A 20,671-nucleotide genomic window follows, 5' to 3' on the forward strand; every position below is an offset into this window, starting at 1 on the left:
ATCATGTAAAAAATATCGCATTCTTTTGTACATTCAAAATGAAGGTTTGTCTCTTATATGCAAAAGAAAAAGCATGAGTCCATATACCCTTGAACTCATGCTACTTAATTGGGCTACCTATTATTTCACAAGATTTTGTTGGATAGCCTCTAAAAACTTAATTCGGCTATAAGCTGGGCCACCTTCCATTAATGGATCAAGTACATTGACAAACACTTGGTCATTTTTAAAGGCATTAATATTTTGGATGATTGGATTGTTTTTAAAGTCTTCTAAAGCATTTGGTGCATCCGCATTTTCATCTGTTGAAAACTGTACAAATAAATAATCAGGGTTCATATCTGCCAGTTGTTCCACAGAAATGGCTTCTTGTGCTTTTGCTTTCGCAACTTCATCAGGCACTGCTAAACCGAGTTCTCCATAAAGAACAGCATTTAAAAATACTTCTTTTGGATAAACATAAGCCTGTCCACCACGAATACGAACAGCAGCTACTTTTTTATCTTGTAGTTTCTCAGTTAACGTCGTTTTAGCAGCTTCAATATCTGCCTTATATGTAGCTAAGATTTTCTCTGCATCTGCTTGCTTACCTGTTAATTCAGCTAATAAGTTTAAATTAGACTCCCAGTTCGTCGATATATGTGACACTAAAATAGTAGGAGCGATTTTCCCTAATTTACTTTGTACTTCTTCTGGGAACTTTGTTGAACCTAAAATGACATCAGGATCTAATTCTAATATTTTTTCAAAATTTGGTTTGATTTTCTCACCAATTGATTCTGCTTTGTCTGTTACAGAAGCATATAGCTCAGGGAATTTGCCACCAATAGCAATAGCTCCTACTGGATGAACATCAAGAACAACCATATCCTCCATCGCTTCCATAGCACCTGTTACAACAATTCTTTCGACCTTTTCTGGTACTTCATAGCTTTCACCAAGATATTCAATTGTTCTCGTACCATCTTCATTTGTAGATTCATCTTTTGTTTGCGTTGCTTCTTCTTTTGGCGTATCTGTGGATGTTTCCTCTTCCGTAGCCTTTTTCTCACCACATGCTGCTAGGATCAGCATAAATAATGCGATGACACTAATAAATAGAAACTTCTTTTTCATTGACAATAATCTCCTTTAAATTGTTATCGTTATGACAAACAGCTATGTCATCTGGCATGTTGAAGCATTGAACATGAAATTATTTTATCAGCTCCTACTTTTCAATTGATATTGATTCTCATTATCATTTTAGTATGTATTCATCCAAAAATCCAGTATTATTTTAATATATTACAAAAATCCATTTTCGATCTGATATATCAGATCATAAAAAAACCCCTAGTCACAAGTTTTACTGTGACTAGGGGTGGTAAGTTAATTACCCGATAGACCCTTCCATCTCGAATTTAATTAATGACAATATAAATAGGAAGAAACACGATAAAACGATTACTTCATTTAGTTCCTTTTGTAGCTATTTATCAAAATACAAAAAAATAGAACGGAATGTATTTGTGGTCATTTTGTGGGTTGACCACATTTTAATAAGTAATACTTTCGTGCTTTTTACCATTTGCTTTATATTGCTTTCTCCAAATCATTTATCCGATCAGAAAGAAGATTATTCATGAATATTAAATCATCATTATTATAACGTCCTAATACATTATTGTCATAGAGTAGATAAAGTAATTCTGTATCTATATCGTTAACTACTTTATGCCACCAATGTCCAATGTCATTTGACCATGGTGGTGGTATATTAAAGATTTCTGAAAAAAATTCTAATACACTTAATAATTCGTTTACTGTTGTCTCCATACTCATGCCCCCATTTATTTGGGAGTAACTTCCACTTCTAATCGAACCAGTTAAATGGTACAATACATTTAGTTTATTGGAGTGGTTGTCACTCGTTAGTTACCACATATCAAGCGCCAACTTGATATGTGGTTTTTATTTTCTTCTAAAAAACTATTAATGATTCTTTAGCACCACCTTCGTACAATTATTAAGAACAATAGTTCTTTAAATTTGTTACTTTAATGGTAGCATTGGAAGCATTAAATTTAAATGGGTTTCCCGACCAATTGAAAAATTTTGTCGAGGTATCTACAATTTGCGACAAAATATTACATTTTACAACGAGATAAAGTCTATAAAATCGCCATCCGGAGTTAAGATAACCTTCTTTAACACGATACCGCGTTTGCATTTGTAAAGGGCATAAAATACATAATTTCCTTTCTCTTCTTTATAATGGATTATTTTTGCGAATTCGCAATTCGATTTTATTTTTTCGAAGTAATAGGTTGCAATTAGGCTCAATGTCTCGATGTCCATACTTTAGTATTTGTAATTTTTTCAAATCTAATCTTTGTATGTATAAAAACAATACTGACAACACCTGCCAATATTGATACAATTTAAATGGTATAAATATTTACAGAGGAGACTATTACATGAAAAAACCTTTTTATAAAAAATGGTGGTTTATCTTAATCGTTGTCATTATAGGAATTGGTGCTATTGGCAATGCAATTGAGGGTGACGATGGAAAAGCTTCAGAAAAAGCCAATGCCACTAACCAAGAAGAAAACGTGAAAAAAGAGGTTTCTACTGAACCAAAAAAAGAATCAGAAAAGAAAAATGATGATGTAGTGGTTGATATGAAAGCTGCAAACGATACAACAATCCCTCTAGAAGAACGAATTGTTAAGATAGCTACAGATTTATTTGGTACTACTACTACTGATGGTAGTGATCGTAACATCACTGTTGAAAGTATGGGGGATATTTATTATTTAAAGTTGATGATTGATGATGCCATAACTAAAAAGAATACTTTAAATTATGCTCAACAAAATACAGTTGAATTACTTAAAGTTTTAAAAGATGTAGAAGATATGCGTGACATTAATATAAACTGGCAAGCTAACTTTAAAGATGCTTCTGGCAACAGCAACGTTGGATCTGCGATGACTGTGTTACTTAAAAAGAGTGACATTGACAAGATTGATTTTGATAAATTCAAAGCATCTGATTTAAAAGAAGTAGCTACAAATTATGAAACACATAATGATTTCAAATAAGTTGACATTAAATTAACAATATACACAGTAAAGCCACTCAAATATGAATCTGAGTGGCTTTACTTCATCATATAAAACTGTTCATGGCCTCTTTTGTTTCAATTGAGTATGTTTCATCTTCTCGAATGATTGGTTCATTTCGATCTATCCTTATTTCATTTTGTGATCCACGTTTCATATCTTCCTCAATCAATCTTTTTACATACTTACTGAAGTTACGCGGTTTACCAGTCAACGGGTTTGTTTGTTCTGCATGATTTAATAGTGCAAGGTCGTGTTCATCTTTGATGTTAAAACTAACAGGTTTGTTCTTCCTGCTTTCATTACTCACCCAAATGCCCCCTTTGCTATTGCATAAAATCCAACTGCATTTGCAAAGACAGGGTGTAAAGTAGTCACCCCATTTCCACGCTGTATTGTTGGATTAATGATTTCTGCATTAATGTAATGTTCTATTATATATGGTGTTATTCCTTCTGTAATACCTCCGCAAATAAGTATCTTGTCATTTTTACTCCACTTTAGCTTAGTTGTATTACGTATTATTCCCCGAGCTATCTTCTGGACATCATCTTTATCAGCCACAGTCTCAACCCCGAAATTAAAAGTTGTGCTGGCTTTATTAATATGTCTCTTATCAATAATAGTAGCAGCATTAACAGTTCCACTTCCTATATCAATCACTCTGATAACTCCATCACTTGGTTGCGCCCAAAAAGCCCCACTACCTTCAGGAGCCACGGCCACTTGATCTATGAGGACTTTTCTAATCTTCCCATTAACCTTTATTTCATATTGTCCTTTTAGCATGGCTATAATTGATTCCTTCTCAGCTTGCTTATGCCGTTTAATTGGCTGGCCTGTAACAAAGCTTACTTGTTCAATGTGTGGACAGTAACGGCTTAAATAACGGTGAATTGCTAGTAAGACTCTGATTTTAGTATCCTCATGGGCCTTGCTATCTCCGTACCTGGTACCATCCCCGAATTCATCTTCAAACTGCGCGATTGTACCAGCAAACCCTTTGCGACCACCTATCTCAAACTCCATATCATCAGGACCAAATGACTCCTCAACATCACGCTCAAACCAATCGCAGATATTCGTTTTAAATGAATCGACTCCAAATGGTCCTACTACCTTCGCTTTGTGATTCCCTGCATCGATTCCCAAAATTATTCTATTCAATAAAATCCCCTTTCGTTTTTGTATTACAAATGTAGTACATTTTATAACTCAAAGACTCTGATTATTACAATTGTAATAAATATTTTTACTGTGGTTCTTTTACACTTCCCTACCACGTATACCTACATTAAGTCTAGGAATCAATTATGGTTAGGATTAATTCCTAGGGATAAGGTTCAAAAAGGTATGGGGAGGAGGGGAAATTTCGATGGGGAACAGGAGAATCACTCGCTCAGATAAAAAAGTTGATGTGAAACCCACTATCTCAGAAAGTCTCAAGACCACATTATATCGATTTGCTGAAATCTGTGATGAACCTGTTAAAGATGTAGCAGAAAGATTATGTAATACTGGTGCTGTGTCAGAAATCATTGTAGAAGAAATAAGAAAGTGGTTTCGGAGAGATTATCGTTGGAAGAACACCATCACGTTAGGTTACCCAGAAAGACCGAAATTAAAGATAACTGTTCATGCTGATAAAGGTAAAGTAACGATCAAATTTAAACAGAGAGACTACGACCAATTGAGTGTATTAGCTTTTGCACTAGATATAACACCAACCACCACTGCTGCTGTTCTTATTCGTGTGACACTGAGTAATAGGAAGTTCATGCAATGGTACTTATCAACTTATCTTTTACACTTAGATCAGGTTAAGATACGGCAGATTTATCGGTTACTAAAATTATAAAAAGGAGATGACTTGTGGACATCATTGACTTTGTTGGTTATACATTTAGCGGCGGGATCATAGTCGTGTGGATTGCCGAAAAGGTAGAGCGAGTGGTTAAAACTGTGAAGTTGATGTTTGGTGAATCAATTGACGAGGCAATTACTGTGGTGATGAAGGTAGTACCTAAAAAGAAAGAACACGATGAATTAGAAGTTTAACAATTTAGGGCTCTTGTCTGAGCCCTAACCGTTTTTTAGATGTTCATTTATCAATTTTTCCACCTTGGTTTTAAGTGCTTGATTAGCATATCGAAGAACTACATCATCCCCTGCTGTAGCAACCTGTACGTCACTGAAATACTCATCTACATTAGTCCAACCTACTACTCGGATACGTTGTTGCCCTAGTTGTCTTTTGAGTTCAAAATACTCATGACGCAATGTCTTTAACAAGGAATCCATCATTGGAAAAAATACTTCTTTCATTTTAAATTGTTCTACTTGTGGATAATCAATCTGCAATGATTTCACGGATAATTCTAATAATAAGAATTTGTGTAATAATTGACGCTGTTCCGGATTAATCATGAGCGTCTACTAATAATGCATTTTGAATTTTATCAAATGTAATATGCTTTATTGCTGAATCTGTATCTAATAGTAACTCCTTTTTGTACGTATCAGTGCCAGTTATCAGCCCTGTATGTTCATGTAGTTTATTATGGTCCCACAGCGTTAATTTAACATATTTCCTCAATTTAAACGCTCGCTGGATTGTTTGCTCGATTTCTTCAAGCTCCCATTCCGTCAACTCACGCTTTTTATCGTAAAATTGTTCCTCTTTCCACTTCTTAATCTCTACAAGATGCTCTGGTAGCATCATAGCTGTCCACTTCATGTTTCCGCGGTCATGTAACATACAAATCACACTCCATTAACAGAACGTTCGTTTGTATTATTTTAGAACAAACGTTTGTGTTTTATCAAGTGTAATATCTGGAAATAAAAAAGCCCATTACCGATTGGGTAACGGGCGATTGTTGTTAAATGCTACGTTGTGCAATGATAATTTTCAAACCTTCAAAATCTCCGCCAGTTAACGTACCAGCATCGAATTTTTCCAAGTGTGATTTATTAATTAGCTTTTTATCAACTGCTTGTTTAAGATAGTCACGTACAGCAGCTTTAGTTGTCTCGTTTGTAAATTGCATTTTATCATCATCCTTTACTATTTGTTGTGGTTTGTTGGCTTGCTCATTATTAGTAAACCAAGATAATGGCTTATTTCCATTTAGTAGGTTTAAATCCACTGGTCCTTTAATGCCTTGTACAATGCCTCGATCTGTATACTGCCACAAATCACAAGCAACGCTTGGTTTTATACTGCTATAACGTGGAATCCATAAAAAATCGTAATTTTTTACTGTGTCCATTTTGTACGGCTTGTAAAAATGGTGTCCTGTATATAACCCAACTTTAACGCCCTTTATTTTTAAATAGTCAATAAATGTTTGAGTGCCTTTTACTATATTTTGTACACTTCCACCGAAACTTTCTTCTACGTCCACAACATAAAAGAGTGGCTTGTACCCTTGTGCTCTGTTATAAAAATCTTTAGCTTGCGTTAATGCCTCCGCTTCATTTCGGAATGTTACGTAAATATAAACTCCAAATGGCACTTTATACTTTTTACATTCCTCGATATTTCTTATATATTTACGATCTATAGTGCTTGTACCGTACTGTGTACGAATGATAGCTAGAGCCACTTCCTTACTAGCCCTTAACCAATCAATATCACCTTGATGGTGCGAAATGTCTATGATCTTACTCATTTAACCTCACCCTCTCCTGTTTTATCCTTTACAATTGCTAAAATATTTTTTACAAAGTCAGGCATTGGCAAGCCCATTTTAGTACCATTTTCAGTAATTGAAATGAATTCTAGTACACAAAATGCAATAGCCGCCCCATCACCTGCGTACTCGATACCAGGAATCACAGCTGACAGTAAATACACTGATCCTACTAGCATTAAGTAGTAAACCTTACGTATGATGCCGTTAAAGCCTGTACGACTGTTTAAGTTTTGATTGACGATCCCACTCATAATCCCTGTAGCGTAGTCAATTGCCATGAAGCCTATAAGTACTGTCACAGCCATACCTAGTCCATCAACTGAGTATGAAATTATTGTGCCGATTGCTCCGCTTACTGTAGCGATCCATTTTTCCATTTGAACACTTCCCTTTTTGCAATATAAAAGCCCCACACAATGGCTGTGAAAGGCATTAAAAATAACGCTAGCTTAATGCTGCGTCTACTTGTTTTCGTTATTCTGTTCAGTAGCTTTTATTTTGATAGCCTCTTCTTCGGTTAGTAACTCTTTTGTAACAGCTAAGTCAATTTGTTCCTCCGTTGCTCTGCAATTACACCAATTGCGTAAGAATAAATTATAAACAGCACTCAAATTAATCCCCTCCTAACAATAAAAGCATGATATTTTCATCTTGATCTGCTTGAGATTGTTTAAATGCCTCATTCTCAGCTTGTAACATCTCAATCTCCGTTTTAGGAATATCAGTATACTCATAATATAACGACTTTGTTTCTTTGTCGTAAAATAATTCGTGTGTTTTACCTGGTATGTTTTCTGGTTGCGGCATTGTACTCATGTCATACTCGACCGCGATTTCTCCAAACGAAAACACGCTTACTACTTTGACTTTCGTTTCTTCTGTATTGTTAATGATAATCATATGTTTCACTCCTTTTATTTCAGCCATAAAATAATTATTTTATGGGTTAAGTTACCATATTAAATAAACTCTTCCGTGTCCACCGTTCGCACCTCTCATATAAGTAGCGCCTCCATAACCAGCACCACCACCACCTCCACCGCCCGGAGCCTGTCCTTCGCTTGCCGCAGGGGTATTAGCATTAGCGGCATTTCCTCCGTTACCGCCACGTACTACTAGAACGTTCAATAAATTGTTGTTACCGGCTATATTACCACTTCCTGCTTTACCAGGTAGTATATCGCTAGGTGCACTACCGCCACCGCCACCAGTGACAGTTTGCGAACCCATCATTCCTCCACTACCTCCAGAATATGCTTGCAATTCTGTACCAAGCAAAAATGGCCCAGTTAATATACCATCAATCGGGTTTGCGGTATAGTTCGTTAGACCAGTGGAGGTTATAGTACCACCGCCACCGCCGTTTCCGGGTGCAGTGTTTCCGCCACCTCCACCTCCACCGCCGTAAGCATAGTAAGTTTTGCTTCCGCCCGGATGAGCGCTGTCAATAACATAAGTTGTGCCGCCTGGTTGTCCATTAAGTCCCAGATTACCTCCAGTTCCTCCGTTACCAACCACTACATTTATAGTGCTTCCTGGTGTAACTTGCAACATGCGCAAGGCGAAAGCCCCTCCTCCTCCTCCTCCGCCTGAGTAATTACTGTTTCCGTCAGTTTTACCGCCACCTCCACCTCCACCGCCTGCTCCGAATAGATAGCAAGTTATCATACTAACGCCATCAGGAACAGTAAAGGCATGCGTTCCGGGTGTGGCAAAGGTTTGACTTCCTCGTACTACTGTCGTCACCCCACTTTCACCCTGTAAGATAAAAGCCGAACCATTGAAAACCAGTGTATAAATGCCGTCTTTCACCATTTCTCCACCGTTTAACTGCTGCCCGCTGCCGTTTAATATCGGGTACGTGGCACTACTTGGATTTCCTGGTAACGTATCAGATACTATTGCAAATGTGTGAGGTCCCGTATTAGCGACATCCACTTTGAGGAAACGGAAGGCGTGACCTTTCCTCGGAACCAACTTACCGTTTACTAAATCTACTGGCGCTAAATCAGTCCTACAAGCCATGCCAGTACCACCAGCCGCGTTACCAATGAATCTAACGTGTCCAGAATCATCTTTGATATGGGTATCGAGCTTCGTATTTATGTCGGCAATAGCATTAGTGTTATCAGCTACTTGTTCGTTAAAGCTCTTTGATTCATCCTCAATTCGTTTCATCTCTGTATCAATCTTATCCAGATTGGCATTAACAGTATTTACATTATAAAATTCATCTTCGTTGTCCTTTGTAAACCCATAATTGGCAGTCTCATTAGGCATTATGGTAACACTTCCTCTCTTAGTTGTTTATGTGTATAGGCAGCCAGTTGAGCGTGTGTAAAGCGCGCTAGAGTGCTGTGTTGGTTGTATCTGACTTCTACATACAACAACATATTTTGAGGCGTCACCCTTTCAAGTAAAACCTCAACGATTTCAAATTGACGAGATACCGTTAACTCTAGCTTTACACGTACCCACTTTTCAGATGTACTGCGAGTAAGCTCGTATTTCCCCTCTCCTAGCAAGCTATCAAGTAGCTGTTTAAGGACAGGGTAACTATAGGGAGCTTGCTCTTGATACCTTGATAGAATGCGGAAACGACGTGTCTCAAGTGTTTCTGATTCACCTGCAACCAAACCAAGCATTTTCTCATAACGATTGGCACCACGTTCATCAAGAGTTAAGATGAATTGATTATTTAACAATGATTCAGTTAGTTCCCATACTCGCTCTAACGATGGATTTTCAAGTGATGCAATTCTTTGCAGCTCTTTTATTTCGTGCAGGATAGGGGGTAAATAGCTTAAAATATCTACTTCTCTAGCCACTTACAGTCCCCCTTTTAGGTATAGCCTCTTTATCTAACTCAAGATTGCTTGCTGTGCCATTTAATGTTGTGTTGGCTATGTCGATGACTCCATCAATGCCAAGAATACGTGTTTCAATTTGGCTAATACGAACGATTAACCCTGTATTATCTTCTTGTTTTGTAACTGCCTTTGCCCATTGTTCCGCAATTTCTTTAAAGTATCCATCGATTACTTCTTTAATAGCATTTTCCACATCCCCGAAGGACCATCCTGATTGTAAGGTTAATGTTGTAGCTATATTCACTACAGTTTCGTTAACAGCCGAGATTGTGACGACGTGGTCTATAGGAGCAAGTCCTACTCCATCACCTTGACTATCTAATGGATCTATTAACTGCTGTACCAACTCTACTAAAGCTGTGGACGGCTTCAAATACGTTGAGTCAATGATCGTAACACCAACAGTGCCACCACCATATTTAGCCCGGTAGATGCGCGCACCTCCAACACCAGGTATATTACCCACACGTTCTTTGTAGTCAGCTCGATTTCCACCAAATGAAACACTTTCAAAACTATTGAAATAGCGTGATCTAAAAGCCTCCGTATCTTCCTCATTTTCTCCTGGAATCAACAAGTCCATTAACTGTGCTGTTTCAAGACCTGTAATGTAATCAATCGGTATAAGTTGTCCTGTCTCGAAATTTCCAACCTCACCTTCCGTTTCGCATTCCAACTTAAAAATACCATTTTCTATTTTCTCGATGACAATAAAGTTGTATTCTTCCTGTGAAAAACGAGCACCTATAGGAACATCAATATTGAATACTCCTTTTCGAATAGCTTTCGTTGCTGGAGTTGGGCTAAGCCCTCGCTCAGCAGCACGTCTTATTAAGTTTTCACGAGGTGCGGTGTCCGCGAACATTTGATTTTCATAGTTCAATAGCGTGAATAATATTTGTGCTGTCTCGATTGTATTGGCTGCTGTGGCTTGATAAATCAATGATGTCTCTCGTTTATCTTGCGCTGGCACATTAGTTAGTTTCTGAACTAATAAATCCTCATAGGAAGTATTTAAATCAAAGGCTACTGCCATCAATAATTCACCTCTTTCTCTGCTGTGATTTCACCAAATATGGTATGTGCTGTGTATTGAACATGCACTTTATTTTTATTTGTTGTTACTTCAAAAGTATCTACTTCCGTAATGCGGTCATCCTGTAGTAAAGCCTCTCGGATGCGTCGTTTTACTTCGCTGGCAACATATACTGTTGGTTGACCAATTAGATCATTAGTTTCAAAGCCTGTGTTCCAACTGTAAATTAAATGATTGTATCGTTCGATATTAAGCATTAAAAAAATCGCTTGTTTCATGGCCTCTAGTTCATCTACGGTGCCATAACAGCGATCTAATTGGTTATTTATTTTGAAGGTATTAGAGGGTTCAACAACTTCCTCAAAGTCTATTAATAAACCATCATTTTCGACTTCTGGCAACATATCATCACACCCTATCCACTACTAAAAAAGGCATGCCTCCTTGAATTCTAAGCAATACCACTTTTTCGTCTTGTTTTAGTGCATTAAACACTTTATACATTTGTTTAGCGTCACCGTCTATACTCATTTCGGTTTCATAATCGGTGACATTGCGAGTTAGTTTTAAGTGAGCATCACTAAGGATTAATTTTTGGTCTACTTGTATTTTAAGAGGGTTCTCATTAATCACGGTACCATAGCGTATTTCTAAAGGGTTGCTGGCGTGAATGGCATCTAGTGATGTTTGTTTGATTAACACTAATAAATCGTTGATACTACGCATTAAACTCGCCTCCTATAAACACTAAATCCATCGTGTGCTGAGATTCTGTAAATGTGTGCTTGGCACTCTCCACGACCATGTGGTTAGATACAGTCATATCACCGAGATGCAACATAATCGGTAACAATGAGCCACCGCGTACACGAATATCTCCTTTTACTTTATTGATTGATAATTTCCGTGTTTTCTTATTGTACAATTTGAGCAACGTGTCGGCTTTAAGCTTCCCATTTGTGTTGCTTTGAATTGATTCAAAATATTGTAGTACACCCCACCTGTTTTGGTTAGATGAGTCTTGAGCAATATAAACTTCACGCTTCCCTTTATCTTTATTCTCGTATACTAATTTAATTTTGTTATACGTCTCTGAATCAATGGAAGTAGAATATGAAAAGCTTTCGCTTGTTGTTTCATCAATCAAAATGTTGAGTTTCATGTCCTTCATGTTTTTTAAATTGATGCCATTATGATCAGCAAACAATACGTACATAGCTCCTGTAGCTTGTGTTGTTTGATCAAGAGCGTTTTGTACAATCTCGAAAAGCTCTTTATTGTCTTCTGCCCCAGAAGGGATTACGTACTTCGTGTCATCGACCAAACCAAACTTTAACTTAAAATCAGCAATCAACATTTTGAGTATTTGTGAGGCTGTTTTCTTTGTGTACACGTAGGTATCCTTGTTTTTAAAGTACCTTAGCGCATCGTATGCGACTACTTTTATTTTCTCATTATTAGAGCGTTCTTTTGTAAACACAAAGCCATAAAAGACCTTCTGACCATTATACATAAAGATAACAGGATTACCCTCTTGAAAGTCGAGGGCTTCATCCTTTAGAACTGTGAACGAGAGTTTGCCAGCTGTTTTTCGTCTAGCTGTTTCTAACACTATACCTTCCTCAACCACACATTGCTGTATATACGATCCGTTTTGGATGAGCAGTTTACATTCAGCCAAGCTTCAACACCTGCCCCTCCTTTATAAGATTAGGATTTGCTAAGTTGTTTAATTTCACAATTTCATTAATCTTTGAATCCGTTACAGTTCCGAAATACTTTTTACAAATGCCCCACAAAGTATCCCCCTTCACAACCTTGTGGGTCTTGGCTGTACTTTTTGTGCTCGTGTCACGCTTCTTTTCTACTTTAGAAGTCGCTGGAGCTTTTGCGTTTTTGGCTGTTGTAATAATTTCGACTTTTTTTGTACCCCATGTACGATATTGTTTTAATTCAATATCTACTTCTAAATCAAAACCATTCTCGGCTGATTCATAAATTCCATATGACTCTAATGAAACTAAGATATTTGTATCAAACAACAACGTACCATTAGGTTTCATACGATTGACAAGAAAATAAAAAGGCTTCTGATTAAGTTTCAGCGCCTCTAGTTTGTCCGTATAGTAAGTTGCCGGTTGAAACCCGTTAGGGTAGACCGCAAAAGGGTATTTCACATTTGGCAATAAGATCTTAAAACTAAAATCAGTGAGTCCAGCCTTTTTTAATAGATTAATCTCGCTATTATCAATGAGTGTGATAGTTTCGTTTTTGTTGTTTATATTTATTGTTAACTCAGCAGGCGCAATAGGTAACTGTACGCCATCTAAGAAGAAATTGTACATACCTTGTTACACCCCTTCCGCAACTGTTTGCATTGCTTCTTCTGTTTTTACGACCATTTGATCAATGATACCATCAAGGTCCATGTCATTGTTGATATGATTTTCATTGCTCATTTTGACTTCTATTTTTGCAGTAGTAAAACGATTGATGGCCTCTTGCGCTGCAATATCACGTAGGTATTTCAGATCTTCATTCATCATCTTAACGCCATCGGCTGTTTTCTTAGTATTGTCAGCAGTTTTCTTTCCTGCCTCATTGCCTTTATCGAGTTTATCGCCTAATCCAAGAGATTCATTAACTGACTTCATAAGCGCATCAGTATTGGCTCCTTGCCCTTTCATTGAATCAAGCATATTAGCACCCCAGTTATAGCCTGTGTCCCAAGCATCACCTAAAGACTTCATTTCCATTTTAGGAGCTTCCCAATAATCGTCTGGCGGTTCTCCGATCCAATCATCCAGTGTCCCTTTTAGATTCTCTATATCACTTGTAATGGACTCTCGGTGTGAATATTCAGTACCTGCTTTCAAACCAATAGTTTTACTTATACCATCTGGTAACTTATCGATAAACCAATTCCACGCTCGGATCGCTTTATTTACGGCATCTATTATGGCATTAACAAAACTAGTTGCAAAGCCATCCCAACCTTTAGTCATTGAAATAATTACATCTAACACGTTCGTAGCCAAATTGTAAAATAGTCGCCTTACCGCATAAGTCCTTCCTTGCGTAATATTAACAAAGAATTCAATGTAGGATGCCCACATATTCCATAAATAAGCTATGGAGTTATAAATGAAAGTACCTAACACCATGAATGCACCAGCAACAATGCCTGTAGCACTGATAGATGACCCTGTAAAATGGTTTATTGCAGCTATCGCTAAATAGAATATTACAATTAATACCACTATTGCTCCGATAAGCCATGCAATCGGATTTGCTGCTATCGCAATACTTAGGGCTGCCATAGCTGCTGTGAATCCATATGTTGCCCAAGTAGATAAAACGGTAGTTGCTACATACCATAAATTTCGTATCGCTGCTGTTGCAGTCATAAGTGCGTTTATAGCTATTTCTCTATTATTCCATGCCCATGCTCCTGCATTAATTATTAGCGCTGCTGTAACTCCTCCAATTACTGGAGCAATAAACGACCAGTTATCATATACAAAACTACCTACTGTTGTCATTGCTGTTAGAGTAATATTTATCGCATCTGCAATCATGTATAGAGCTTGTATTGCACTAGCACTAAATTCTTTAAATCGATCACTATTAGCAATTTCATTTATTTTTTGTAATACTGGTCCAAAAGCACGTAAACTTTCATTTTTGAAATAAGTCCACATTTGTGACCACGTCGCTGGCATACTGTCAAACTTTTTATTGATTTCGTCTGTGGCGGCAAACATGGCATTTTTTACGATGTCTGCTGTGATCATTCCGTCTGCAGCTAAGTCACGAATAGCTCCTAAGGGTTCTCCCATATAATCTGCAATAGTCGAAATTAAGTTCGGTGCTTGTTCAAAGATTGAGTTAAGCTCGTCACCACGTAAAACACCTGAGGCTAACGCTTGAGATAACTGGATAGTTGCATTACTTGCTTCAACAGCACTCGCTCCAGCAATACCAAATTGCTTTTGTACAAGTTCACTAAATGCTACCACTTCACTTAAATTACTAAACGAATCACGCGCATTAGTACCAATTCTCGAAACCATATCAGCAGTATCTTTGAATGACGAGTATGAACGTTGTGCAGCATCATGAATAAGTTGTTGGGCAAGTTCTATGTCACTCATGTCACCAAGACCGAAATCTACTTTTGCTAACTGATCGGGGATTACAGGCATATCCTCTACTAGTAGTTGTACACGGGCCTTAGTATTGGTTAATTCATCAGAAATCTCGATTGCTTTACTTAACCCTTGTAATGACAAATAAGCACCAATTAAAGCTCCAACTTTTTTTACCAACCCATTCATTTCATCTGTACCATCCCGTATCCGGTTGTTTAATCCTCCTTGTGCGTTATCTGCGGATCGAATTTCTTGTTCAATCTGATTCATAGAATTTGCTGCATTTCCTAGTTCTCTTCGCATCAACGCTATAGATGAAGTATCAAACAGAGTTCCAGAGGCAACATGCATAGCCTCCATTTGATTAACCATCATTGAAACAGCGTTATGCATAGCTCGAATAGGTTGACTCAAGCGATCTTCGATTTGAATCGCGGTGCGAATTGTTGCCATGAATTCACCTCTTTTGGCATAATAAAAAGCACCCCTTAAAGGATGCTTTATTTCATATATTCTTTTCCATCAATTATTAATGAAACCACATTATTATTTTTAATAATAAACTGGAACTCAGAACGTGTCATAGCTCCTAAACTATTTTGTGAATCTACATAACTTTGAACAATCGTTTGTCCGTTCTCTTTCCAGACTTTCCAATCTCTTACTCCTGCAAACTTAGCTGTTGAAGGGGATTTTAAAACTGATTTTATAGATTCTTGACATTTAATTTGTAATTCTGATTTTTCTGAACTAGTTACAATATAATCATTAATTTTAGATAAAACTTTACCATCTTTGTACATTTCGTTATCAGCGTATCTAATGTTATGTACTTCGCCACCATTCATATATAAAATGATGTTTGAAACATCTCGATTAGATAACCTATAACCTTTTTCTCCTTCGAAATGAGCATTATCTAAGCTTTCATCATGTTTTATAGTTATATCTTCACTTATTCCAACAGAAGCTAATGTTTTAATAACTCCTTCACCCTGTTCAACCGTTAAATCTAATTCTCTTATTAACTTACTTTTAGAATCCATATTGTGTTTTTCTGGATTTTGAGTAATAAATAACACAGGTATAACTATAAAGAAAATAACTATTACTAAACAACCTATTGGTAAACAACCTTTTTTCACATAATCCCTCCTTATACACAAATATACATAATAAGAAGAGATTACACTATAGCTATCTAGCATAATTATCTAATTTTTATCGTTTCTTGCCCTTTTTTGAACCACGTTTCACTTCACGTTCTTGCTTTTTGTCATCTGCAATTTTGATTTGTAGTGATGCGATGATACACGCTTTATCAACTAAAGGTAACGACATAAATTCAGAAGGAAGGCGACGTTGTTTTTGTATCCACCAATGCATTATATTGGCGTCAACATCACCGTCCTCAATTAGTTTTTTACTTCTTCAACCATATCCTCTAGCTCAGCTTGATACCCATTGACTTCCTGTGCTACCGCTGAGGCATCTGCAATCTCACCGATTGTCAACATCTTTCCAAGTAAAGCATCTGCCCCCATTACACCATAAGAATCCTGTAGCTCTTTATCGTTTAAATTAGGAAATACAATAGATTCAACTGTTAATAAACGTTGATATTTAAAGTGGTCAAAGTCTGTGTTAAATTGTCCTTTTCGTTTACCTTGTGTAATCATAGAGCGCTTTGTAGAGTCAGATTTCAATTCAACATCTCGCTCTGGCGTGATAGGCGCAAACTCCCATTCAATCGGATTGCCTTGTTCATCCACGAAATTTTTTGAAACAACTCGCTTAATATTTCCATTTTGCTTTTTGTTGTGTGCAAAGAATGCAGCTAAGTTTGACATGTATGATCACCTTATCCTTTTCGTTTTAATTAAAAAGAGCCCACAATGACGTGAGCTCTAGTCTTATAACATTTCCTGTAAAACTCCGAATTCTTCTGGCATATCCCAATCCTCGAATGTAAAGTCGATGGAATCCTCTAGGTACTCCGCATCTGCATCTAATGCAGCGATGATGCCACCATCCATATTACAATCGATTAGGATTGTCGTTTGACGGCCAACTGTTGATGATTTATCCTCATTCGTTACTTGGATATCAAAGTAAACATCTTCTCCAGTGTCTTTATAACGCTTCAACAACTTACGGAAAATGGATGTATTGAAATAGAATGTGGCACTGCCTGAATACTCCGCACCTGTTGATCTATTCCCTTTAGCTACACGGCCCATAATAGGGACCTGAGTTTTGGTTTTATCCATACGTGCCTCTAAGTTGATTAGCTGTGCAAATAAATAACGATTTCCTTCAACCGTCACATAAGCTTTACCTTGTGCACCATGAATAGCATCACGAGCATGCATGGTTGTATCTGCAAAGTACTGAAGATTCAACGGAATCAATATTTTCTTTTGTTCCAATTTATTGCCCTCCTTTATGCTACTACTGTTGTGATATAGAGCTGAGACATAGCCACTGTTACGTTTACAACTTCGCTCGTAACAACAGATTTCTTTGTTTCGCCTTTAGTAACAACAAGTGCATCTTTATCATAGTTTTCAATGGCGCGTAGTCGCTGTAACTCTGAGCGCTGTTTGCCGATATCGTTCCACAAAGAAACCCGTCCATCTTGGTCGTTTGGTACTTCACCTAAATATCGGGTATTAAATAACTTAGCTGTATCGATAGCGATTTGATCTAGCACTCGAACAACTTGGTTCAAGCTGAAATCCTCGTTTTTCACATCCGTGTACGATGTAAATGTATTCACATCTTCAAGCACTCGAACTTCATCCCCAACACGATGTAATAAATATTTACCAGCCTTTAATAACGTTGTGAGTTGTGACTGCGTCTTTGTTTCAGACATATCAACTGTAAATCCACCTTCGTATTTTTTATTAGTATTTGACTTATTGACAGCCACTCCAGCCTGAGCACCAGATACCCAATATACTGCACCAAACACTTCTTCTTCTGGTCCGTTAGTATCGTTTTGTACGTCAATAATCCCTTCATGGTTAGTACTGCCAAGTTTATGACCTACAAGTTGGAATTTGCCACCCACCTCGTCACGAATACGTTTTGTATACTCTACGTACAATGATTTAATAGTGCTTTCAGAAGATAAACAGCCCAAAGTATTAAATCCATATGCCTCTAGTGCATCTAGCGCCTCTTGATGGGCTCCACCTGTGATTGCTGAGCCATTGGTGCCTCCTGCTAACGGTGTTCCTGCTGTAACTGCAAGTGTTGCGTCTGCTTTAAACGTCACATAATCATTTGCTTTTAGGTCTGTAGCAGTAGCTACCGCCATTTGTTCGTCTACTAACACATTAGCTAGCAATGTTTTAACATCGAATTTTGATGGCTCATCGACATTTGCCTGAATGACAATCGTAATATCATTCCCTCGTGCACCTTTGTACTTAGCTGTTGCAAAATCATTTGTAGCTGCTTCTGCATCCACAGCAAGTTTGTAAAAATAAACCGTGATAGCATTTTTAAATACATCACGGATTCCTTTTAGTTTCGAGTGCTTGTAATCATAACCAAATATCTTGCGAGAATTGTTTTGAAAATCCTCTTGAGTTACAGCAAATACATCACCATCCACACCCCAATCAAGCGCAATTGGCAAACCAACGTAACCACGTTCACTTAGTTCTACAAATGCACGAGCAGCACTAATGAAGTTATGGTACGTACCTGGTAGTGTTTTGTTTTGAGTTAAGAAATTGCCTCCACCTAATGCCAAGTTATTTACCTCCTTTGTCGAATTTCTTTAAAATGTTATCTACTTCAGTAGTTGAATAGGTTTTATCTGCTTCCAGCAATGCATTAAGGGCATCACGTCGAGCAACATACTTGTTACTATTTACAAATTGGGCTTTTGTGAACTCAGGAACTTTCACTTTGTCCTTAACTGCTTCGTCTTTAACAGTTGTCATCCCCTCACCCTTTCATTTTCGTATTTTGTTTTAGTGATTCCATGAAGATTTTCTCTTCGACTTCTTGTAAAAAGAAATTGAAATGAACGAAATTATGACCTATTCCGTCTACAACCTCACTGTTCGCTCCTGTTCCAAGCATTAGCGAGCCATTTAACAGCGTTATTTCTTGTAGTGTTTGTTGTACCTTCAAAGTCATGTTAGACGCCTCAGACAAACCGTTTTGAGGGAAATACTGCACGTTAAAAAACGTTGTTACCTTCCACCGTTTTCCGATTTGTCGAATGTGCTCAAGGTTCAAAAATTGAATTAAAAAAGCAGGAGTTTTAAACCCCTGCGGAATTTCATCTATATACTTTTTATAGCCATCTCCGAAAGCTTCGTGAAGCTTAACAGATATAGCATTTTGAATATCATTAATCTCCATCGAAAGACTCCCTTAACATTTCGAATAGTTTGCGTTCAAGAATAGTTGGCGCTTGCTGTTCGACTTCATCTGCTGAAATAGTCATCATGAATCGACCTTCTACCCATCCTTGATGATTTGAAGTACGATGCCCAAATTCAATATACTGTGCATACTCTACTGGGTTAATTACTGAAAGTTCATAAACGTTACCTTGTTTTTGAACACTTAAAGATTCCGCATATTCTTTAGCATTTTTACTAGAGCCTGATTCAGCCTCCGCATGTGTTTTAGCTGTCCATCCACGTCTTAAAGTCCCTCCATCAACTATCCCAACTGGAGTTCGTCTAATTACTTTACCTAGTAACCTAGCTGCCAATTCTTTAGCTGCAGCCTCACAAAACCTCTCGAAATCACCCCTAGCCAACTTAGCTAACTTTCGCTCAAATGCTTTCAGTTGCCTTAAATCAACGCGGCCACCTCTACCCATTTATGCGTACCTCTCAAATGCTTCAAGCATTATCTCTTGATGATCTGTATAAATAGCTGGTTCGCCACTTCTGGCGAATTCAGAAGTTTTGCCATGCTGAGTAACGATGATTTTTGAACCTGCTGGTATATCCAATTCTGGAGCGATAAATAGTTTAGTAGTCTGGGCAATTGCTGCTGGACCACCTGTCTGAGTAGTTGATGCTTGCTTTTCGTATGAAAGCTTGCACTTTTGGTCAGTGAATAACGGCACTTCTTCATGTTTTGTAACATGAGTAATAGGATCAGTAACTTCTCCCCATACCTTCACTGTACACAATCCTTTGTACAACGACTCTACAGCCTTTCTACGAGCGCTTACCATGTAAGTACCCTGTACTTTATAAAGTCTGTATTACCGTGCTGTAGATATAAGATAAATGCATCGAATTGAGCTTCTGGAGTCCTATTCGCTTCAACCGCAAACACTACATTCGTGTCACCGTCTTGAACTTGCTTTGCAACAGCTTCGAAATTAAGTGTTTCAATATCCAGTAGTCCCATCGCTTTTTTAGTAAGCAAGAACTCTCCTACTACCATATCTATAGCAATTTCATTTAAACCTGCTGGAATCCTTGTTAAATTGGTTTGGTTATTAATATGGCTAGTAACTTTATCGATAGCGAATTTTAATAGCATATCGTCTGAACTACTTGGAGCGCTAGATAAGGCCACTCCAAGTGCAGATAAACGCATTACTGCATCTAAATACATACGAATCACTCGCTTTCAGACGTTTTACTTGTTTGAGTAGCTTTCTTCGGTTCTTCTAATTTTTCCATCGTTGATTCGTTTAAATGTTTTTCATCAATAGTGAATTCTTCACCAACTAAATAACGCTCTCCCTTATAACGTATTGGGAAAGCGCCTTTTTTCACTTTTACTTTAATGTTCGCCATTTCAAATAGCCTCC

The 20,671-nt window shown here is 37.5% G+C and carries 32 protein-coding genes; 3 read left to right on the forward strand and 29 right to left on the reverse strand.

Annotated features, from left to right (window positions below; translation table 11 throughout):
• Positions 1-120: 120 nt before the first annotated feature.
• Together AC6BKE_RS25670 and AC6BKE_RS25675 are read right to left on the reverse strand one after the other, a co-directional pair.
• The gene (locus tag AC6BKE_RS25670; RefSeq protein WP_499858229.1) at positions 121-1,116 is read right to left on the reverse strand and encodes an ABC transporter substrate-binding protein; all 996 of its coding nucleotides are present in this window, start codon (positions 1,114-1,116) and stop codon (positions 121-123) included.
• Between the two features lie 459 nt (positions 1,117-1,575).
• The gene (locus tag AC6BKE_RS25675) at positions 1,576-1,818 is read right to left on the reverse strand and encodes a hypothetical protein (protein WP_499858230.1); all 243 of its coding nucleotides are present in this window, start codon (positions 1,816-1,818) and stop codon (positions 1,576-1,578) included.
• Between the two features lie 641 nt (positions 1,819-2,459).
• On the opposite strand from AC6BKE_RS25675, the gene AC6BKE_RS25680 reads away from it, so the two are divergent.
• Positions 2,460-3,089, forward strand: a complete 630-nt coding sequence (locus AC6BKE_RS25680) for a hypothetical protein (RefSeq protein ID WP_499858231.1) — start codon at positions 2,460-2,462, stop codon at positions 3,087-3,089.
• A gap of 67 nt (positions 3,090-3,156) precedes the next feature.
• On the opposite strand, the gene AC6BKE_RS25685 is transcribed toward AC6BKE_RS25680, so the two are convergent.
• Both AC6BKE_RS25685 and AC6BKE_RS25690 read right to left on the reverse strand, forming a co-directional pair.
• Positions 3,157-3,420, reverse strand: coding sequence for a hypothetical protein (locus AC6BKE_RS25685; RefSeq protein WP_499858232.1), 264 nt, complete (start codon positions 3,418-3,420; stop codon positions 3,157-3,159).
• On the reverse strand, positions 3,417-4,277 hold the full coding sequence (locus AC6BKE_RS25690) for a ParM/StbA family protein (RefSeq protein WP_499858233.1): 861 nt from the start codon (positions 4,275-4,277) through the stop codon (positions 3,417-3,419). The genes AC6BKE_RS25685 and AC6BKE_RS25690 overlap by 4 nt, the downstream gene beginning before the upstream one ends.
• Positions 4,278-4,485: 208 nt before the next feature.
• Between AC6BKE_RS25690 and AC6BKE_RS25695 the strand changes: the two genes are divergently transcribed.
• Together AC6BKE_RS25695 and AC6BKE_RS25700 are read left to right on the forward strand one after the other, a co-directional pair.
• Positions 4,486-4,968, forward strand: a complete 483-nt coding sequence (locus tag AC6BKE_RS25695) for a hypothetical protein (RefSeq protein ID WP_051891666.1) — start codon at positions 4,486-4,488, stop codon at positions 4,966-4,968.
• A 14-nt stretch (positions 4,969-4,982) separates the two neighbouring features.
• Positions 4,983-5,168 carry a hypothetical protein gene (locus AC6BKE_RS25700; protein ID WP_499858234.1) on the forward strand — a complete coding sequence of 62 codons (186 nt, stop codon included), beginning with the start codon at positions 4,983-4,985 and terminating at the stop codon, positions 5,166-5,168.
• A 24-nt stretch (positions 5,169-5,192) separates the two neighbouring features.
• Here the strand turns inward: AC6BKE_RS25700 and AC6BKE_RS25705 are convergent, their stop codons facing one another.
• The 25 genes from AC6BKE_RS25705 to AC6BKE_RS25825 form a co-directional block, all read right to left on the reverse strand.
• A complete protein-coding gene (locus AC6BKE_RS25705; RefSeq protein ID WP_499858235.1) occupies positions 5,193-5,537 on the reverse strand; it encodes a YhjD family protein in 345 nt (114 codons plus the stop codon).
• Complete coding sequence (locus tag AC6BKE_RS25710; RefSeq protein WP_499858236.1) at positions 5,530-5,868, reverse strand: YolD-like family protein; 339 nt, start codon at positions 5,866-5,868, stop codon at positions 5,530-5,532. The genes AC6BKE_RS25705 and AC6BKE_RS25710 overlap by 8 nt, the downstream gene beginning before the upstream one ends.
• A gap of 124 nt (positions 5,869-5,992) precedes the next feature.
• The gene (locus AC6BKE_RS25715; protein WP_499858237.1) at positions 5,993-6,784 is read right to left on the reverse strand and encodes a GH25 family lysozyme; all 792 of its coding nucleotides are present in this window, start codon (positions 6,782-6,784) and stop codon (positions 5,993-5,995) included.
• On the reverse strand, positions 6,781-7,185 hold the full coding sequence (locus AC6BKE_RS25720) for a phage holin family protein (RefSeq protein ID WP_499858238.1): 405 nt from the start codon (positions 7,183-7,185) through the stop codon (positions 6,781-6,783). The genes AC6BKE_RS25715 and AC6BKE_RS25720 overlap by 4 nt, the downstream gene beginning before the upstream one ends.
• Positions 7,186-7,269: 84 nt before the next feature.
• Positions 7,270-7,419 (reverse strand): hypothetical protein, encoded by a 150-nt coding sequence (locus AC6BKE_RS25725; protein WP_499858239.1) that lies wholly within the window; start codon positions 7,417-7,419, stop codon positions 7,270-7,272.
• 1 nt (position 7,420) lies between these two features.
• Positions 7,421-7,708, reverse strand: coding sequence for a hypothetical protein (locus tag AC6BKE_RS25730; protein ID WP_499858240.1), 288 nt, complete (start codon positions 7,706-7,708; stop codon positions 7,421-7,423).
• A 51-nt stretch (positions 7,709-7,759) separates the two neighbouring features.
• Complete coding sequence (locus AC6BKE_RS25735; RefSeq protein WP_499858241.1) at positions 7,760-9,088, reverse strand: glycine-rich domain-containing protein; 1,329 nt, start codon at positions 9,086-9,088, stop codon at positions 7,760-7,762.
• Positions 9,088-9,636, reverse strand: coding sequence for a putative phage tail protein (locus AC6BKE_RS25740; protein ID WP_499858242.1), 549 nt, complete (start codon positions 9,634-9,636; stop codon positions 9,088-9,090). The genes AC6BKE_RS25735 and AC6BKE_RS25740 overlap by 1 nt, the downstream gene beginning before the upstream one ends.
• Positions 9,629-10,714 (reverse strand): baseplate J/gp47 family protein, encoded by a 1,086-nt coding sequence (locus tag AC6BKE_RS25745; protein ID WP_499858243.1) that lies wholly within the window; start codon positions 10,712-10,714, stop codon positions 9,629-9,631. The genes AC6BKE_RS25740 and AC6BKE_RS25745 overlap by 8 nt, the downstream gene beginning before the upstream one ends.
• On the reverse strand, positions 10,714-11,118 hold the full coding sequence (locus AC6BKE_RS25750; protein WP_499858244.1) for a DUF2634 domain-containing protein: 405 nt from the start codon (positions 11,116-11,118) through the stop codon (positions 10,714-10,716). The genes AC6BKE_RS25745 and AC6BKE_RS25750 overlap by 1 nt, the downstream gene beginning before the upstream one ends.
• Before the next feature lie 4 nt (positions 11,119-11,122).
• Positions 11,123-11,440 carry a DUF2577 domain-containing protein gene (locus tag AC6BKE_RS25755; RefSeq protein ID WP_499858245.1) on the reverse strand — a complete coding sequence of 106 codons (318 nt, stop codon included), beginning with the start codon at positions 11,438-11,440 and terminating at the stop codon, positions 11,123-11,125.
• Complete coding sequence (locus AC6BKE_RS25760; RefSeq protein ID WP_499858246.1) at positions 11,433-12,395, reverse strand: XkdQ/YqbQ family protein; 963 nt, start codon at positions 12,393-12,395, stop codon at positions 11,433-11,435. Before AC6BKE_RS25760 ends, AC6BKE_RS25755 begins: the two co-directional genes overlap by 8 nt.
• Positions 12,388-13,059: a LysM peptidoglycan-binding domain-containing protein gene (locus tag AC6BKE_RS25765; RefSeq protein WP_340811221.1), complete on the reverse strand. Its 672-nt coding sequence runs from the start codon at positions 13,057-13,059 to the stop codon at positions 12,388-12,390. Before AC6BKE_RS25765 ends, AC6BKE_RS25760 begins: the two co-directional genes overlap by 8 nt.
• Positions 13,060-13,065: 6 nt before the next feature.
• Positions 13,066-15,318, reverse strand: coding sequence for a tape measure protein (locus AC6BKE_RS25770; protein WP_499858247.1), 2,253 nt, complete (start codon positions 15,316-15,318; stop codon positions 13,066-13,068).
• Positions 15,319-15,365: 47 nt separating this feature from the next.
• Positions 15,366-16,010 (reverse strand): hypothetical protein, encoded by a 645-nt coding sequence (locus AC6BKE_RS25775; RefSeq protein ID WP_340811223.1) that lies wholly within the window; start codon positions 16,008-16,010, stop codon positions 15,366-15,368.
• Between the two features lie 76 nt (positions 16,011-16,086).
• Positions 16,087-16,251, reverse strand: coding sequence for a hypothetical protein (locus tag AC6BKE_RS25780; protein ID WP_499858248.1), 165 nt, complete (start codon positions 16,249-16,251; stop codon positions 16,087-16,089).
• A 29-nt stretch (positions 16,252-16,280) separates the two neighbouring features.
• Complete coding sequence (locus AC6BKE_RS25785; protein WP_499858249.1) at positions 16,281-16,715, reverse strand: phage tail assembly chaperone; 435 nt, start codon at positions 16,713-16,715, stop codon at positions 16,281-16,283.
• Positions 16,716-16,778: 63 nt separating this feature from the next.
• Positions 16,779-17,294 carry a phage tail tube protein gene (locus tag AC6BKE_RS25790; RefSeq protein WP_340811228.1) on the reverse strand — a complete coding sequence of 172 codons (516 nt, stop codon included), beginning with the start codon at positions 17,292-17,294 and terminating at the stop codon, positions 16,779-16,781.
• A gap of 14 nt (positions 17,295-17,308) precedes the next feature.
• Positions 17,309-18,631, reverse strand: coding sequence for a phage tail sheath family protein (locus tag AC6BKE_RS25795; RefSeq protein ID WP_499858250.1), 1,323 nt, complete (start codon positions 18,629-18,631; stop codon positions 17,309-17,311).
• Position 18,632: 1 nt separating this feature from the next.
• Positions 18,633-18,824 carry a hypothetical protein gene (locus AC6BKE_RS25800; RefSeq protein WP_499858251.1) on the reverse strand — a complete coding sequence of 64 codons (192 nt, stop codon included), beginning with the start codon at positions 18,822-18,824 and terminating at the stop codon, positions 18,633-18,635.
• Positions 18,825-18,828: 4 nt separating this feature from the next.
• Positions 18,829-19,251, reverse strand: a complete 423-nt coding sequence (locus tag AC6BKE_RS25805) for a phage tail terminator family protein (protein ID WP_499858252.1) — start codon at positions 19,249-19,251, stop codon at positions 18,829-18,831.
• Positions 19,241-19,720, reverse strand: coding sequence for an HK97 gp10 family phage protein (locus AC6BKE_RS25810; protein WP_499858253.1), 480 nt, complete (start codon positions 19,718-19,720; stop codon positions 19,241-19,243). The genes AC6BKE_RS25805 and AC6BKE_RS25810 overlap by 11 nt, the downstream gene beginning before the upstream one ends.
• Positions 19,721-20,029 carry a hypothetical protein gene (locus tag AC6BKE_RS25815; RefSeq protein ID WP_499858254.1) on the reverse strand — a complete coding sequence of 103 codons (309 nt, stop codon included), beginning with the start codon at positions 20,027-20,029 and terminating at the stop codon, positions 19,721-19,723. It lies immediately after the preceding gene.
• Positions 20,030-20,076: 47 nt separating this feature from the next.
• Complete coding sequence (locus tag AC6BKE_RS25820) at positions 20,077-20,481, reverse strand: hypothetical protein (RefSeq protein ID WP_499858255.1); 405 nt, start codon at positions 20,479-20,481, stop codon at positions 20,077-20,079.
• Entirely contained in the window at positions 20,478-20,657 is a 180-nt protein-coding gene (locus AC6BKE_RS25825; RefSeq protein WP_499858256.1) for a hypothetical protein, read from the reverse strand. Before AC6BKE_RS25825 ends, AC6BKE_RS25820 begins: the two co-directional genes overlap by 4 nt.
• Positions 20,658-20,671 lie beyond the last annotated feature (14 nt).

The sequence above is a fragment of the Lysinibacillus sp. COL-1 genome, assembly GCF_059814265.1.